Origin of the sequence: Sinomicrobium sp. (assembly GCA_029266035.1) — a bacterium.
Lineage (GTDB): Bacteria > Bacteroidota > Bacteroidia > Flavobacteriales > Flavobacteriaceae > Sinomicrobium.
Genome location: JAJUFH010000006.1, coordinates 1 through 15918, shown reverse-complemented (window position 1 = coordinate 15918; position 15918 = coordinate 1). Strand labels below are relative to the sequence as shown.

Genomic DNA, 15918 nt, shown 5'->3' with positions numbered 1-15918 from the left:
CACTAAACGCAAACCATTATTCCGAATAAATGACAGAATGATGACCTACTGTCGGCTTTTCTACAGATCACAATCGCCCATACACAGTTGTATATCTCCATACTCACCCCCCTCGGGAAGGTCGTAGCCTATGTAAAAGGTAGTTATCCCAATAGTGACCCCATCATCGCCGAAATTAAGCTCTTCAGACCAAGATAATTCGACTGTTCCCGACCCCTCGCTATCAAAAGTGAATTCTGCGTATAGTTCACTATCATCTAATTCCCAGTTTCCGCTAATATTATATTCGCCAAAACGATCCATTATACTTCCGCCAATGCTCCCGTCGGGGGAGAACTCCATTTCTATTTCTAAAGGAGAGCTCTCCAATTCTCCGTCGTCACTACCATCCCATAATCCGGAGAATTTACCTTGAAAAGGGTTGTTGATTACGGTAGAGACAGAGCTGCTACCCTCTTTGTTGGTGGCTGTGATTTCTACGGCATGCTCTCCCATTGGCAGGTCTTTCCCCCAACTGAGCACTCCGGTGTTTTCGTCTATGCTCAGGCCTTGTACCGGCGGGCTGGTCAAAGCAAATGTGCCCTGATCGCCGTTCCAGACTACCTTTGGGGTTGCAGAGTTGCCCTCAGTAAGTAACACGGCTTCTATTTGAGCCATATCTTCTAATACCGGTGATCCTGCCTGATCGCCATCGTCAGAACAGCTAAAAATCAATACACTAAAAAGTACAGCAACCAATAGGCTTAGCAATTTATATGTCGCAGTGCTATAGTTTGTTTGTTGGTTTTCGTTTAAAGTTTTCATATTGCCTAAATGTTTTAAGAGTTTTCTTTTTTCTACAAATCACAATCGCCCATACACAGTTGTATATCTCCATACGCGTATTCCTCAGGAGTGCCTTCACCGACGTACAGGGTAGTAGGACCTATATAAACGGCATCATCACTGGAATTCAGTTCGCTCGTCAGTGATAATGTAGCGGTTTCACCTTCTGGAGCTTTAACTATGATTTCAACAAATAACTCATCATCTGTCAATTCCCAAATTCCATCAAATGGTAATCTAGTACCTGATGATAATTCTATACGTCCTGTGGTCTTTCCATCGGGAGTGAAGCTTATATTTACTTCATAGGTTGGACCGCCGCCCACCGAGGCAGTAGAATACTGGTAAAATCCTTTAAATGAGCCTTGAAAGGGATTGTTGATCACTGTAGATCTGGAGCTGTTTCCCACACTGTTGGTAGCTGTGATCTCCACAATGTGCTCACCAATCGGCAGGTCTTTCCCCCAACTGAGTACTCCGGTGTTTTTGTCTATGCTCAAGCCTTGTACCGGAGTGCCGGTCAAGGCAAAGGTACCCTGTTGGCCATTCCAGTCTATCGTAGGTGTGGTAGTGCTACCTTCCTTAAAATACATTGCGTCTATCTCGGCTATAGCTTCTAAGGTCGGTGCTCCATAGCCGTCGCCATCGCCGTCACTGCCGGAGCAACTCACAATCAGCACACTAAAAAACACTGTGGCCAATAGGCTTAGTGATTTGTATATCGCAGTGCTATAGTTTGTTTGTTGGTTTTCGCTTAAAGTTTTCATATTGCCTAAATGTTTTAAGAGTTTCCCTTTTATGTAAAAAAGGGAGGAAGGTTAACATTTGTAGAGTACTTTTTTTTCAGTGCCTTACAACTCACAATCGCCCATGCAGAGATGTATGTTCCCAACCTCTTTTCTCGCCGGTACGTAGAGTAGGCTTGTTAGCCCTAAATAGACCGCATCGTCACTGAAACTCAATGGGTGTGCTACAGAAAATCTGAGGGCTTCGCCATTAGGGTCAAATGTGAATTCTACATATAGCTCTCCTTCGCTTAGTTTCCAATTCCCTACAAGTTGGTATTCATCGCTGCTTCCCGTCATATTTCCATCAGGAGTAAACTTCATCTCTGTTTTAAAGGAGGCCTTGTTGATCTCTTTGTCTAAAATAAAATCGCTCAAACCGCGGAATGTACCTTGAAGCGGGTTGTTGATCACTATGGTTCTGGAGCTGCTACCTTTGCTGTTGATAGCCGTTATCTCGACGATATGCTCTCCTATTGGAAGGTCTTTTGTCCAACACAACACTCCGGTGTTTTGGTCTATACTCAATCCTTGTACAGGATCGCTCGTCAAGACAAATGTGCCTTTATTCTCTTTCCAGTTCACCACAGGAGCTTTAGAGCTACCTTCAGTAAAAAACACGGCCTCTATCTCGGCTATAGCTTCTAATGTCGGTGTCTCGCTGCTATCGTCGATACTTTCAAAGCAACTAAAAATCAGTATACCTAAAAGCACAGCCGTCAATGCAATGAGTGATTCGCAAATCACATTTTGGCGGTTTCTCTTTAGGTTTTCGATTAGATTTTTCATGCTTTTTACAAGTTTTGAGCGTTTCCTTTTTATACGAAAAAGGGGGAGAGGTTAACATTTACGAAGCAGTATCCAGCAATATTTACTGCTGTAACTCTCTTTAAAAGACGCCAAACAAGTGAAGATAAAAGACATAAAAAAAGCACCGAGTAAAAGGTGCTTCTGTAGAGGTAAAGTAAAATGTGGGTCATATTGGATTCGAACCAATGACTTCCACCCTGTCAAGGTGACACTCTAAACCAACTGAGTTAATGACCCGTAAACTAAAAGTGTTTTTAGTTTTTACTTGGCGCAAAAATACAAAATTCGACGTCTTTTCATAGTGATGTCTCCAAATAATATCTCACCGCTGATAATTCAGCATAATGCGGTTATTTAACAGTTGTAAATCAAACTATTTCCAGACCTTTAAATCGTATGCGGCTTGCCAGAATTGAAATTCCAGTTGAGAAGCCGTGGCATAAGCTTCATTCATTCGAGTTCTTATCTCGGGAGTAGTATTTTCGGCCGCTCTGTCGCAAATTTCAATGGCGGTCTTAACCGCAGTCGCAAAATCATCTCCCCCGTAAGTATCGATCCAGCTTTGATAATCGTTATTAGGGGTCTGAGGAAGGCTTAAAATATAATCTCCTACCTTTTTATAAATCCAAAAGCAAGGCAAAGTTGCAGCCATTGCAACTTCTACGGGCTCAAAGGCAACGGTGCTTCTCAAAAAATGGATATAGTGATGACAAGCCGGTTGTAAGATGTTTTGATCCGGGATTCCCATTTCCTTAAAAAAGGATTCGTGCAAGGCATTTTCGACAACAATAGTACTTTCTGCAAATCTCATATAGGCCAAGGCATCTGCTTTATTGTGGAGTTTGCTTCCAATTAAAGCAAGGGCTTTTCCGAAATGTTCGAGATACAGAGCGTCTTGCCCGATGTAAAAATGGAATTTACTTTTGTCTAAAGTTCCATTTGACAGTTCCTCGATAAAAGACATGTTTATAATGTCGTTATAAATTCGCTCAGTCGAATTCCAGACCTTCTCAGACCAATTCATTTTTAATAAGTTTTTGAGGGTTAAAAAAGTGATTTAAAGGGCCATTTCCCTTTCCGGTTTGTACATCGCTCCCGTTGATGATTGCTTCTGAAACATAAGCTTGAGCACAGGCTACCGCATCGTTTAAAGATTTTCCTTGTGCGATAAACGAAGCAATTGCAGAAGAAAGCGTACAGCCCGAACCGTGGGTGTTGTTGGTGTTTAATTTTAGGCTTTCAAAAACCCGAGAACTGTGTTTATCACTGTAAAATAGCGAAGTGATTTTTGCAGTAGTTTGATGACCTCCCTTTAGCAGTATGTGTTTGCCGCCAAGATCTTTAATCTTTTCTCCTGCTATTTTCATATCGTCTAAGGTTTTTACTTGCATATCGGCCAAAATTGAAGCCTCATCCATATTGGGTGTGAGAATATCCGAAATAGGAAAAAGTTCTTTGACGATTGTTTGGATAGTTTCTTTTTCTATAAGCCGATGACCACTTGTCGCGACCATCACAGGATCGAATACAATCGGAACCTTTTTGTATTTGGCCAAAGTCTTTACAATGGTCTCGACCAATTCTGGGGTATGCACCATTCCAATCTTTATAGCATCCGGAAAAACATCGTCCATAATGGCCTCGATCTGTTCCGATACGGCTTTGACGGGAATATGGAATATATTTCTTACCCCTTGGGTATTCTGAACGGGTAAAGCTGTTAAAACGGAGGTGGCATAACATCCTAAAGCCGAAATGGTTTTTATATCTGCCTGAATTCCGGCACCTCCACTGCCGTCAAACCCTGCGATAGCTAGGACGGAAGGGTATTTGTACTTTTTCATTTTTCGATTTCATTTTTTAGGTCAAAAGCGGCTTTTTGAGGGTTTTCAGCACTGCAGATTTCTGATACTACCGCTATGCAATCTGCCCCCGATCTCATCACGTCTTTTGCGTTGTTAAGATGTATATTTCCAATCGCTATCAGTGGTTTCTCGGTGAGCGCTCTAATTTCGATCAGTCCTTCCAATCCCCATTCTGTAACCGTATCTAATTTAGTTTTTGTTCTGAAAATCGGACTGACACCTAAATAATCCGAAGTAAGGGTATCGTTGTTTTTGAGTTGATCCAAATGCTCAATGGAATAACCTATCATCTTATTGTCGAAAAAATCTTCTCTTAAAATTGTCGGATGTATATCGTTTTGCCCTACATGGATGCCAAAAGCTTCAATTTCCTTAGCGACAAAAGCATTGTCGTTGATAATTAAGGGAATCCCATATTTGTCGGTAATCTCTTTCAGCCGAATTGCTTTTTCCAGAAAATCCGAATCGGAAGCATTTTTTTCCCGTAGCTGAATAATGTCAACTCCACCCAAAATTGCTTGTTCAGCCACATCTATGAAGTCTCGACCTTTGCAATCTGATTCAGAGATTACGAGATAAAGCTGATAAGGAAAAGAAAGGATTCTACTCATTTTTTGAAACCTTTACATTTTCAAAAAACTCCTGCTCCGAAATATTGTGCAGTTTGTCCAAAATATTTAGCTGAAGACTCCCTGGTCCCGTAGAAATCTTTTCGGCCAATTCTCCCGCAATACCCAATAGCGACATAGCGGCGGCAGTAGCTTCTGTTCTATTTTCAGAAATTGAGGCAAAAGCCCCAACTATGGCCGAAGCGGAACAACCCAATCCCGTTACCTTTGTCATCAAGGGGTGACCGTTTTTAACAAAATAAGTTGTCTTTTCATCGATGATAAGATCTGTTGCTCCCGAAATACATACAGTGGAGTGATAGTGTTCTACAAGATATTTGGCTGCGTCTATTGCCTCATTGCTTTCAGCGGTACTGTCTACTCCTTTTGTAGTGGTTTTGTTGGCCTTGGCCAAGGCGATGATCTCTGAAGCGTTCCCCCTCACGATCGTGGGTTTAAATGCCAAAAGTTTTGCTGAGATTTCATCTCGAAAAGCGGTGGCGCCTGCTCCAACCGGATCTAAAACCCAAGTTTTTCCGCTGCGATGCGCTTCCTCTGCAGCCATTAGCATAGCTTCAGACCAATACTCATCTAAGGTTCCGATATTGATAACTGTTGCGCCGGAGATAGCGACCATATCTTTGATTTCAGATTTTGCATGAGCCATAATCGGAGAAGCTCCAACTGCTAAAAGCGCATTGGCAGTATTGTTCATCACTACAAAATTGGTGATATTATGAACAAGTGGCGATTGTTTTTTTACGGATTGAATGTAATTCCAAAGATTGTTTTCCATTAAACTAATTTTTATTAAAAAACGCTTTAGGAAAACACTATAGAATAAAGAAAGAAAAACATCAATACTGATGCATTTTGCTTTTCCCTACGCAGGTGTTAGCCGGATCAGGTTCAAAGGGACTCTCTCAATTCTTTTCAGAATACCCCTAAAGCTTTAGACAAATATATGAATTATATGATTGGGGGGCAAACCGATACCGTAGCCATTTCGTCGGTGAAAACAGCATTGCCTGCATTTATAGTTGTTCTAACCATGCCGCTGTCTTGTCTGAAGATAACTTCAAAGATACCTCAAAACAGCTGCTTTATATCAAGTTCAATGAGTTTTTAAGGGGGTAGAAGGAGTGTTTAAGGGGTTTTTGTGATTATTTGTCCTTTTTTCAAACACTCAATGATACGCCCTCTATACTTATTCTCTATTGCATTCAATGACAACATGTTTTAATCTTGTAACTACTGAGTTTGAAGTTACAGGACTAATTAAAACTAATAGTTATGAAAAAAAACAGCAATCACTGTATAAACAACCACCCCCTGCAAAGTACTTTAAAAGTCTTAGTGTTGGCCATACTCACCATTGTCGCATTTAGTTGCTCTAATGACGATGGAGGCCCTGACAATCCCGATCCTAATCCTGAACCCGAGGCGGTTTACGATGTGTATGTGGCGGGGAATGTATATAACGGCACAAACGCGGTCGCTACCCTGTGGAAGAACGGTGAGGCACAGGAGTTAAGCGAAGACGTGAATGATACAGAAGCTAATTCGGTATTTGTCTCAGGCAGTGATGTCTATGTGTCGGGCTATACAGGCAGGGGTGAGAAGAGAATTGCCACCCTTTGGGAAAATAGCGAGGCACAGGAGCTAAGCGAGGGCACAGATTGGGCCATTGCCAGTTCTGTATTTGTCTCAGGTAGCGATGTATATGTAGCGGGTTTTGTAAATAAAGGATTAGACGTTGCTACTATTTGGAAGAATGGCGTAGCACAGGAACTAAGCGATGGTGCGAGTAGTGTCCGGACCTATTCGGTATTTGTGGCGGGAAGTGATGTATATGTGGCAGGCCATTCACACAACGGTACAGCGTATGTCAATACCCTTTGGGAAAATGGCGTGGCACAGCAGCTAAACGACGGTGATCTAATAACAGCCCCAGGAACATTTGGCTACTCTGTATTTGTTTCGGATGGTGATGTATATATGGTGGGTGATGCATTCAACCATTCAAGAGCTATTGCTACCCTTTGGAAAAATGGAGAGGTACAATATCTAAGTAGGGGTACAGAACGGGCAAATGCCTTATCAGTATTTGTCGCCCAAAGAGTAGAGGAGTGATGTTTGGGGAAGAGCGATAAAAGAAGCGATACTATTAATCACTTCTCCTGTTTAGTAGCCCCAACCGAACAAATCTCGAAACATTTTTTGGAGGACTTGGAGCGGTTGACAACAATGAATTCTGGCGTTAACTTTACTGCCCGAAACTCTTATACCAATAGAAAAATGCTTCCGGATTGGTCTTTTTTAACTTGTTCAATTTATTGTAGGTTGGGTCTTCAATCAGCCAATCTTTGATGTCCAACGGATTTTCAAACCGTTCTATTTCTTGATTTTCTTTATTGAGTAATGAGGTTAAATAAGCTACTTTAGCAGCTGCTGTTATCGCTTCCTCTATTGAAAAGCGTTCAATAATGAAATTTGTAAAGTTCTTAATACCTAATTGCAAAAGTTTGAATTCATCGGACTTTATATTTCTTTTTGCCAAGATATAACAAGCTTGCCAAGTGTCTTTCAAAACTTCGGTAGCATTTATGTTTAATTTTCGGTAACCTATTTCTTCCGTAACGACTCTTGTGTAACTCTCTTTCACAACACGGAGATTTGTTGTTCGGTCAAATAAGAAACTAATATCATACAATTGCTTGATAATTTCCACAGGACGGTTTTTTGAATATAGAATACCTGTGGTTTTCGGAGCGAAAGCTGTTAGTTTATCTCCTAAAATAGCCTCAAATGTCGGCAGCACCACCGTAGTATCTTCGCCTGATATGGCTAACCAGTTATGGTTTATCGGATATTCTCTTGTTTCAGGATAAGGATTTGGACTATAGAGCAAGTCCAGCAATATTGGCTCTTCGTGACCATCTATCACACTTTTGTAAAATATTTTAAAATGTCCGATTGGTGCATCAGGTGTGTGTTTTCTATCATTGTCATCTTCCCAACGGATAAACATTTCTAATTGGCTAATCTTCTCTAAAATTTCCTTGATTTTATTCTCAGCTTCTTCTGTAATGATGTCAATATCTATCGAAAATCGCTTAGGGTTTTCAGTGGCTAAAAGCAGGGCTGTTCCTCCTTTAAAAACGAAATTCAAATTGTTCAAGCGAAGTTGTTCCAAAAGTGTCAAAGCGTATATTACCTTTTCAATCAATTTCGGGTCAATACGTTTTCCCAATTTGTTTCTCAAATTGATAATCCACTCAATTGTATATGATGTTGAGTTTATCACGTTTATACTACTGGCATATTTTAATTATTTTGCCGAAATTATATTAATCATATTTTCAATTTCCTTCTCTCTGTTTCTTCGGATAGCATACCTGCGCATTTTTAATTCGTTCAATGTGTATTTCTCCATTGCACTTCGCATAATAAATTCTTTTTCATTTTGCTGTGCAGAAAAAAGAGCTGTATCAATCAGCATATCCACCAAAAATTTTTCTAATCTTGGAACCATAACCTTTTGTACTTCTGTCAAAGGTGATTCAGAAACCATGTTTTTTATAATTACTGCCTCATCAAGATTGCGGATATAATGGTTAAAAATATCCTCATCAGGATTTAGAAAAACATTTTTCATCGTTTCACTAAGAAAGCTAAACACTGATTCGCAGGCGTCTTTTTCTACTTCCACAACGATATAATGCTTGAACGGTTGATGAAGCATAAAATCATTTAACCAAACACTATCCCAAATACAGAAAGATATATAAGGAAACTCTCTTTTTACTTTATTAAATATTCTTTTTAGTTTGATTGAAATATTTGGCTGAAAAAGCGTGTGGCTATCTATCTCATAAATTCCCCTTGAAGGCGTATTTATAATTCCTTCTTTTTTCAATTTGGACAAATACATATTAATCGTATTGTCGGACCAATCCGGGAAATCCTTTTTGATGGAGCCAACAAGTTTCTGCTTGGAAAGCCTTTCATGTCCTTTGAAATAATGACCAATATGTTTTTCCAATGTTTCTGCCAAAATCTTTTTTATGGTAAATGTAAGGATAATTTATATAATTTTGGCACATTATTTATATTTTGACAAAATTATATGGGTGTTTAGGGGCTGTTTTGAGAGTGTATAAAAGCTAAAAAATCCCTAATCCTTAGGATTCATCAGTATAAGTATTTGTAAATATGTGTTTTAAAAAATTAGAAGTAAACCCAGTGTAATGTTTTAGGTGTGCTTTTGAAAATAATATGTAAACCGTGAATTTCATAAACAAAAAAGGACGACTTTTTAGCCGTCCTAGTTAGTAGCCGAAACCGAACAAATCTCGAAACATTTTTTGGAAGATTTGGAGCGGTTAAACTCGTTAAGTCACGAAGCTACTACCTAAAAGCATTAAGTAGAACCCTAATGAAAAAATATATTTGTTGATACTGTTTTATAATGTTAAAGTATATGTTGGTACATTTTTTTGACTAAATTTATAACCTATTTAAGCCACGAAACCGAATTATCAAGCATTATAATAGTTATCTTTTTGTAATTTGTTACCTTTGTAGTGTAAAGAAGTAGTATGAAAACTATACAAAAGTTGAGAGTATTATCACAAATTTTCTCCCCGCCTATGTTCCAAAAGATAGTACGGGAAGACGATTATGTGCTATTTCAAAAACAAATAGATAAATACTTCAACACTACCTCATACGAAACCAACTTAGATATAATTAAGTCGTTATATAAGTCGTTACAAAAGCAATATAGATGTGAATACATTTATAAAAATAATTTGATTATTGATATTATAAAAACTCATAGCTTAAAATCAACATTAACGCTTAATGAACTAAAAATTGGTGCTTCAAAAGCCGACTTGGTTATGTTGAACGGTGCTGTAAGAGTCTATGAGATTAAAACGGAACTTGACGGATTAGAAAAGTTGGCAAAACAAATAAATGACTACCGAAAATTTGCCAACGAGGTACATATTGTTACAGATGAAAAGTACGCCAAAAAGCTCCAAGTTGAATACCAAAACACAAGCATTGGTATTATTGCATTAAATACCAAAAATAAATTGGAAACGATGAAAGAGGCAGATGCAAATAAATCTTTCTTCGACTTTGAAACTATTTTTAAAATATTGAGAAAGCAAGAGTATCTTGATTTAGTTGCTGTTAATTTTGGTTCTGTTCCTGATGTTCCTAATACAAAAATTTTTAGAGCTTGTTACGAACTACTTGCCACAATTGATATAGTTGATTTTCAAAAGCAGGTTTTGAATAAATTAAAAGAAAGAAAGTTATTGAACCCCGACTTGCTGAAATCATCTAAAACCCCAAGAGAACTAAAGCACATTTGTAATTCTTTGGATTTTAATGAGCAGGAATATCAAAGATTGTATAATTTTTTAGCAACTAAAAGCGTATGTATCAACCGTATATAAGAGGAAAACAGTTTGAGTTGATAGGAATAAGAGAATTAACTAAACCTGTTCTTTTTCCAAATAAAGCCAAGGTATCTCCTATTATTGAACCTGTCAAGGATTCTTCTACTTTAAAGACTACAATAAAAGAATTAGCAAGTCATGATATCAATTTTACAGTTGTTGTTAATCCACAAGTAGGAACATTCAAAGATACCAATGCAATCTTTAATACTATTAGTAGTTCAGTTGGAGATTATACAAATTATCAGATAGGTGTTATTTTCCATAATAGGATAGACCATTCAAAAGCTATTGGCATTTTACAACAATATACAAAAGCTATTCCTGCTCTAAGTATTATTCATAATGCCGTGTTTGATAACATTTCGGATATTCTTAAATCATATCAAGAACATTTTGCTATTAGGTATAATGTAATCAATCTATCATCAACAAGTAGAAGATATTTTAGAAATTTTGAAAGAAATACCCTGATTGAACTTGACGATTATTTCAATGCTCAAACAAAGAATGCTGATTATTTGCAAGTAGATGAAAGCAATTTTTCAGAAGAACATATCTATTACAAAGACGAAGGATTTGAAGGTTTTTCAGACTATCTTTCTATTGGAGAGGAATATTCGGAAACAGGGTTTTTGCCCTACGCTGTTGCGATACATTTATCTTATGCGGAAGCACAAACAAATAGAATAAAAGTGAAGCATTTTGTTTCTGACTCAAACGATGACACATCGGATATTGCAGGAAAGTTTGCTGAGGCTTTAGATAAACTCATTGCTTGGTGTGACCAAACAGGCTATAACTCTATTGCTATACCTGAATTTAGACGTTTTCACGAGAACGGACACTTTCCGGGATTAGGGACATTAAAGAAACTTTCCTTAATGAACCATATAGATTTAGTATTGAAATTGATTTAGTATGAATTGTTGCACAAATTGTTTTGAGAGCAGTTATATAAATGCTATCATTTTGGGTAACAAGACAACAGGTAATTGTGATTATTGTCTGTCCGAAAATGTGAGTATCTATGAGGCTTCCGAATTAAACCCTTTCTTTCTTGGGATTATTGACTTGTATGAAGTTGATACTGCCAATGGAAAACCATTGGAAATTCAAATTATTACGGATTTTCATAAAAAAGTATTTACGCAAAAACTAATTGATACAAATAATATAAAACAGCTCATCGCTGAAATTATTAAAGATGACATTGCCAATTATCAAAATGTTTTAGATAATCCTGTACGATTAAGGTTTCATAATACAGGAGCAGAGGAAGACGTTACTCAACCTCTTTTCCTTTCTTGGGATAAGTTTTCCGAAGAAATAAAAACTGTAAATAGGTTTCATTTTGTAAATGCTTTGGATTTGGAAAAATTAAAATCCTTATTCAAACATTTTCAGAAAGATTACAAAAAGGGAAAGAAATTTTACCGAGCAAGAATTAGTAATAACCCACAAGGGTATCCTCTCGAACAAATGGGTAATCCCCCTAATGCATTAGCCAAAAGCGGAAGAGCCAATCCGAATGGTATTTCTTATCTCTATATTGCCAATGACATAACAACAACTTTGTATGAAGCAAGAGCAAGTTTATTTGATTATGTTTCTGTCGGTACATTTAAACTCGAAGAAGACATAAGAGTAGTTAATTTAAGTCGCTCCACATACGATGTATTCAGGCTTGCAGAATTAGAATCTTTAGAGGAAGTTATGTTACACGGTTCTTTCATTGATAAATTGGAAGAAGAACTTTCAAAGCCAAGAAGAAAGAATGACAGCGAATTGGATTATCTGCCAACGCAGTATCTTTCAGAACTGATAAAATCAATGGGATTTGACGGTATAGAATTTAGAAGTTCATTATATTCGCAGGGTTATAATGTTGCAATATTTTATCCTGAAAAATTCAAGTGTATTGAAACTAATGTCTATGACATTGAAAATATAAATCTTGAATACACCCAAGTAAATACTTAAATAACTTCTACTTACCGTCCTGCTCGTCCATTTTCTTTATCAGGGCTTCGCACAGGCTGTCAAGGAATTTCGTTCGGTTAATTTTACGGGCTTTCAATTCCATAAACGTATGATAGAAATCGCCCAAATCAATATTAAAGGTGCTTTCAAATGTTTTGGCAATTAGTTTTATATCGGCATTTCCGTTGTTGAACACACCTTGTTCATAAAGTGCGTATATTAACTCGGTTAATGCCGTTTTGCTTCCCGTCCAATTGAGTGAAGAATTATTAAACGTCTTTTTATGATTATTGTTTAGCTGGTCTTCAAGATATGCTTGTATCAAATCATTGGCTAATATTTTGGCAACCTTATAATCGTGGGAGGTGCAAAAACGATGGTCTGCTTCAAAATAATATGTATCTAACCATAACCTTATATCGTGTTTTCCTCTCATAAAGAAATTCACGTCGAGAAAGGAATTGTTGCTACGGTAATACTTATAAAAATCAATGTTGTTATCAAAGAATTTTTTGAGCTTACTCAATTCTTTGTTAAGAAATCTTTTTATTTGTTTCTCTCCGTAAGGCTTTTTGGTTTCGATTTTATAAACAGCGTTATAGTAAATCAATTTGGAAACAAGGGCAGGTTTCTGGTGTTTGAAAAAATAAATTTCTTCCTGTTGGTTTTTAAACCCTACATCCAGCACGTATTGCTTCAATTCAGAAATTTTTGCTAAAATGAGTTTAATAGCTTTCTCATAAGAAACCAATAAGTCGCTCTGTTCAAAGTGCAATTTATTTATTTCTTCTTCTAAATTTTCGATTGCTTGTTTATAATATACTGTCATTTAATTTTAAGCTTGATTTGATAAAATGCTACTCAAAAGAGAGTAACGCATTTTTGGATTGCCTACAATTCTGTATCTACCGTATCAAAAAAAATCTCTAATCTGCCATTTCAACGATGATGGTGATGTTGGTGTTGATGGTGCTGAAAATTGCCTATATAATGATGATAAATATGACGGACAACAGCAAAAATTAGGAATATCAATATGGCAGAAAGGAAAATCAGCATTGTCCAATTAAGTATTCTATGATGCAATCTTTCTACCCTTTTTACAGGCTTACTTGATTGAGAAATATGCCGACTGGGGATATATTTCTTTTTGCGTATTTTCTTTTTCCTTTTCAAAACTCATAAATTGAAGTGGTTTAAAATTTCATTCGCTGTATTCTTACCGCATTCAAAATAGCCAATAACGCTACGCCAACATCCGCAAAAACAGCTTCCCACATTGTCGCCAATCCACCTGCTCCAAGTACGAGTACAATCGCTTTTACTCCAAATGCCAATGTGATATTCTGCCAAACGATTTTCTTTGTCTGTTTACCGATGTTGATTGCTATAGGTATTTTACTTGGCTTATCGTCCTGTATGACCACATCTGCAGTTTCGATAGTGGCATCGCTTCCCAAACCACCCATTGCGATACCTACGTCGCTCAATGCCACAACAGGAGCATCGTTTACACCATCGCCCACAAAAGCAACGCTTTCGCCTTTGGCTTTGATTTCTTTAACCCTGTTTACTTTGTCTTCGGGCAATAAATCTCCAAAAGCATTGTCTATCCCTAACTGCTCCGCCACATATTTTACAACGGTACTTTTATCTCCGCTAAGCATCGTTGCTTTAACATTGAGCTTATGCAATAAGGTAATGGTTTCCTGTGCATCTTCTTTGATACTGTCGGCAATCGTGATGTAACCGACAAATTTGCTGTCGTAAGCAACGGCAATCGTTGTATAAACGATGCTGTTCGGGTCTAAGTCGTATGATATGCCGAACTTATCCATCAGTTTGAAATTCCCGACCAATAAATCCTTGCCGTTTACCGTTGATTTCAAACCGTGTCCGGCAATTTCCTCCGTATTTTCTAATCGGATTTCATTATTCGGTTTCCCCACGTATTCGTGAATAGCAGTTGCTACGGGGTGTGTGCTATGGCTTTCCAAAATGTTGACTAATTCCAGAATTTCAGCTTTATCAAATTTGGGATTGAAATTGACTTCCTGAACCTTAAAAACGCCCTCTGTCATTGTGCCTGTCTTATCCATCACTACGTTTTGAATATCGGAAAGGGCATCTAAAAAGTTACTTCCTTTAAAAAGTATTCCGTTTTTGCTCGCAGCACCAATACCACCGAAATAACCTAACGGAATGGAAATAACCAACGCACAAGGGCAAGAAATAACCAAAAATACCAAAGCCCTGTACAACCAATCTCTAAACTCATAATTTTCTACAAAGAAATAAGGCAGAAGGCAAATGGCTATGGCTAACAGCACGACAATAGGCGTATAGATTTTTGCAAATTTCCGGATAAATAATTCTGTTGGTGCCTTTTGTGTAGTGGCGTTTTGCACCAATTCCAAAATCTTGCTCAACTTACTGTCGGTATATGCGGTCGTAACCTTTACCTGCGATACGGTGTTGAGATTTATCATCCCCGCCAAAACGGTTTCGCCTTTATTCTTTGTGTCGGGTTTGCTTTCGCCTGTTAAAGCCGATGTATTGAACGATGATGTTTCGGACAACAGTTCTCCGTCTAAGCCTAATTTCTCTCCCGGTTTCAGTTGTATGATTTCGCCAATGGTAACGGTTTCTGCCTTTACTGTTTGCGGTTTATTGTTTTTTAAAACCGTTACTTCATCGGGTCTTTGGTCAAGCAACGATTTGATGTTTGATTTTGCCCTCGACACAGCCATTGTCTGAAAAACCTCGCCAACAGCATAGAACAACATTACCGCCACACCCTCGGGATATTCGCCAATTGCAAATGCCCCAATAGTGGCAATGCCCATCAAAAAGAACTCCGAGAAAATCTCGCCTTTACGAATACTCTCAATCGCTTCTTTAAGTACAGGCAGTCCAACAGGAGCATAAGCCACCACGTACCAAATAATTCGTACCCAATCGGTAAACCACGTTTGCGGAAACCAATTATCCATTGCGATACCTGTAAGCAAGAGCGTAAGGGAAATAATGGCGGGAAGAAACATCTTGAAAATATTGTCAGTACCTCCCGAATGCGAATGGTCGTGTCCGTCATCATCGCTGTGATTTTGATTATGCTTTTGTGTACTGCAACAATCGTCGTCCTGTATCAAATTCTTTGCACCTGCTTTGGTGTAGATTTTTTCTTCCTGTGTGCAACAAAGCTGTTTGCCCTGTGCATCGTAAGTATGCTTATGTTCCATATCTGTTTTATTAAAATTGATATATATTTATAACAAAGTTACACAGGGAGAGTCTGCAATGCTATTGCAAACTCTCCTTTAAACAATTCTCACAAATACCTTTACCAAATAGTTTTATTTCGTCAATACGGTAATTTTGGTTTCCATTCTGCGGTATTATAAAATCCTCCTTACAGGTTGTCTGTTTACAAATCTTACAATAGAAATGTAAGTGCCAATCCTTGTGTGTATTTTCATCACACCCATCGTGGCACAGAATATACTTGACCGTAGTGTTCTCCTGAATACTGTGTACAATGCCTTTTTCTTCAAAAGTTTTCAAAGTC

Annotated in this window: 15 protein-coding genes, 1 tRNA gene, 1 pseudogene and 1 riboswitch; of the genes and pseudogenes, 4 read left to right on the top strand and 13 right to left on the bottom strand. The window is 37.9% G+C overall.

Features of this window, described 5'->3' with window-relative positions; all coding sequences use genetic code 11:
- Positions 1 to 60: 60 nt before the first annotated feature.
- The 8 genes from ACYZZR_RS04965 to thiM all read right to left on the bottom strand — a co-directional run bounded on the left by ACYZZR_RS04965 (position 61) and on the right by thiM (position 5689).
- Positions 61 to 804, bottom strand: coding sequence for a hypothetical protein (locus tag ACYZZR_RS04965; protein ID WP_461532896.1), 744 nt, complete (start codon positions 802 to 804; stop codon positions 61 to 63).
- 32 nt (positions 805 to 836) lie between these two features.
- A complete protein-coding gene (locus ACYZZR_RS04960; RefSeq protein WP_461532895.1) occupies positions 837 to 1592 on the bottom strand; it encodes a hypothetical protein in 756 nt (251 codons plus the stop codon).
- 84 nt (positions 1593 to 1676) lie between these two features.
- Positions 1677 to 2399: a hypothetical protein gene (locus ACYZZR_RS04955; protein WP_461532894.1), complete on the bottom strand. Its 723-nt coding sequence runs from the start codon at positions 2397 to 2399 to the stop codon at positions 1677 to 1679.
- Between the two features lie 183 nt (positions 2400 to 2582).
- Positions 2583 to 2657: transfer RNA gene (locus ACYZZR_RS04950), tRNA-Val, on the bottom strand.
- A gap of 136 nt (positions 2658 to 2793) precedes the next feature.
- Entirely contained in the window at positions 2794 to 3444 is a 651-nt protein-coding gene (tenA, locus tag ACYZZR_RS04945) for a thiaminase II (protein WP_461532893.1), read from the bottom strand.
- Entirely contained in the window at positions 3431 to 4264 is an 834-nt protein-coding gene (thiD, locus tag ACYZZR_RS04940; RefSeq protein ID WP_461532892.1) for a bifunctional hydroxymethylpyrimidine kinase/phosphomethylpyrimidine kinase, read from the bottom strand. Before thiD ends, tenA begins: the two co-directional genes overlap by 14 nt.
- Positions 4261 to 4896, bottom strand: a complete 636-nt coding sequence (gene thiE / locus ACYZZR_RS04935; protein WP_461532891.1) for a thiamine phosphate synthase — start codon at positions 4894 to 4896, stop codon at positions 4261 to 4263. Before thiE ends, thiD begins: the two co-directional genes overlap by 4 nt.
- Entirely contained in the window at positions 4889 to 5689 is an 801-nt protein-coding gene (gene thiM / locus ACYZZR_RS04930) for a hydroxyethylthiazole kinase (RefSeq protein WP_461532890.1), read from the bottom strand. Before thiM ends, thiE begins: the two co-directional genes overlap by 8 nt.
- Positions 5690 to 5756: 67 nt before the next feature.
- Positions 5757 to 5849: riboswitch (TPP riboswitch) on the bottom strand.
- A 337-nt stretch (positions 5850 to 6186) separates the two neighbouring features.
- Here thiM and ACYZZR_RS04925 point away from each other — a divergent pair.
- Complete coding sequence (locus ACYZZR_RS04925; RefSeq protein ID WP_461532889.1) at positions 6187 to 7026, top strand: hypothetical protein; 840 nt, start codon at positions 6187 to 6189, stop codon at positions 7024 to 7026.
- A gap of 133 nt (positions 7027 to 7159) precedes the next feature.
- On the opposite strand, the gene ACYZZR_RS04920 is transcribed toward ACYZZR_RS04925, so the two are convergent.
- The gene (locus ACYZZR_RS04920; RefSeq protein WP_461532888.1) at positions 7160 to 8146 is read right to left on the bottom strand and encodes a nucleotidyl transferase AbiEii/AbiGii toxin family protein; all 987 of its coding nucleotides are present in this window, start codon (positions 8144 to 8146) and stop codon (positions 7160 to 7162) included.
- A 78-nt stretch (positions 8147 to 8224) separates the two neighbouring features.
- Positions 8225 to 8950, bottom strand: coding sequence for a DUF6577 family protein (locus ACYZZR_RS04915; RefSeq protein ID WP_461532887.1), 726 nt, complete (start codon positions 8948 to 8950; stop codon positions 8225 to 8227).
- A gap of 544 nt (positions 8951 to 9494) precedes the next feature.
- Between ACYZZR_RS04915 and ACYZZR_RS04910 the strand changes: the two genes are divergently transcribed.
- The 3 genes from ACYZZR_RS04910 to ACYZZR_RS04900 are packed head-to-tail and all read left to right on the top strand — an operon-like array spanning position 9495 to position 12350.
- Positions 9495 to 10364 carry a sce7726 family protein gene (locus ACYZZR_RS04910; protein WP_100678208.1) on the top strand — a complete coding sequence of 290 codons (870 nt, stop codon included), beginning with the start codon at positions 9495 to 9497 and terminating at the stop codon, positions 10362 to 10364.
- A gap of 17 nt (positions 10365 to 10381) precedes the next feature.
- The gene (locus ACYZZR_RS04905) at positions 10382 to 11287 is read left to right on the top strand and encodes a sce7725 family protein (RefSeq protein WP_461532886.1); all 906 of its coding nucleotides are present in this window, start codon (positions 10382 to 10384) and stop codon (positions 11285 to 11287) included.
- 52 nt (positions 11288 to 11339) lie between these two features.
- Positions 11340 to 12350, top strand: a complete 1011-nt coding sequence (locus ACYZZR_RS04900; protein ID WP_165773001.1) for an RES domain-containing protein — start codon at positions 11340 to 11342, stop codon at positions 12348 to 12350.
- A gap of 7 nt (positions 12351 to 12357) precedes the next feature.
- Here ACYZZR_RS04900 and ACYZZR_RS04895 read toward each other — a convergent pair whose 3' ends face one another.
- From ACYZZR_RS04895 to ACYZZR_RS04885, 3 genes and pseudogenes are all read right to left on the bottom strand, one after another.
- Complete coding sequence (locus ACYZZR_RS04895) at positions 12358 to 13179, bottom strand: RteC domain-containing protein (RefSeq protein ID WP_461532885.1); 822 nt, start codon at positions 13177 to 13179, stop codon at positions 12358 to 12360.
- A gap of 367 nt (positions 13180 to 13546) precedes the next feature.
- Complete coding sequence (locus tag ACYZZR_RS04890; RefSeq protein ID WP_461532884.1) at positions 13547 to 15592, bottom strand: heavy metal translocating P-type ATPase; 2046 nt, start codon at positions 15590 to 15592, stop codon at positions 13547 to 13549.
- A gap of 61 nt (positions 15593 to 15653) precedes the next feature.
- A pseudogene (locus ACYZZR_RS04885) lies at positions 15654 to 15918 on the bottom strand (Fur family transcriptional regulator); the annotation flags it as partial.

What these genes read in the sequence shown, in the direction of transcription:
- ACYZZR_RS04965 (WP_461532896.1), bottom strand. Translation starts at nt 804, where the DNA reads ATGAAAACTTTAAACGAAAACCAACAAACAAACTATAGCACTGCGACA.
- ACYZZR_RS04960 (WP_461532895.1), bottom strand. Translation starts at nt 1,592, where the DNA reads ATGAAAACTTTAAGCGAAAACCAACAAACAAACTATAGCACTGCGATA.
- ACYZZR_RS04955 (WP_461532894.1), bottom strand. Translation starts at nt 2,399, where the DNA reads ATGAAAAATCTAATCGAAAACCTAAAGAGAAACCGCCAAAATGTGATT.
- tenA (WP_461532893.1), bottom strand. Translation starts at nt 3,444, where the DNA reads ATGAATTGGTCTGAGAAGGTCTGGAATTCGACTGAGCGAATTTATAAC.
- thiD (WP_461532892.1), bottom strand. Translation starts at nt 4,264, where the DNA reads ATGAAAAAGTACAAATACCCTTCCGTCCTAGCTATCGCAGGGTTTGAC.
- thiE (WP_461532891.1), bottom strand. Translation starts at nt 4,896, where the DNA reads ATGAGTAGAATCCTTTCTTTTCCTTATCAGCTTTATCTCGTAATCTCT.
- thiM (WP_461532890.1), bottom strand. Translation starts at nt 5,689, where the DNA reads ATGGAAAACAATCTTTGGAATTACATTCAATCCGTAAAAAAACAATCG.
- ACYZZR_RS04925 (WP_461532889.1), top strand. Translation starts at nt 6,187, where the DNA reads ATGAAAAAAAACAGCAATCACTGTATAAACAACCACCCCCTGCAAAGT.
- ACYZZR_RS04910 (WP_100678208.1), top strand. Translation starts at nt 9,495, where the DNA reads ATGAAAACTATACAAAAGTTGAGAGTATTATCACAAATTTTCTCCCCG.
- ACYZZR_RS04895 (WP_461532885.1), bottom strand. Translation starts at nt 13,179, where the DNA reads ATGACAGTATATTATAAACAAGCAATCGAAAATTTAGAAGAAGAAATA.
- ACYZZR_RS04890 (WP_461532884.1), bottom strand. Translation starts at nt 15,592, where the DNA reads ATGGAACATAAGCATACTTACGATGCACAGGGCAAACAGCTTTGTTGC.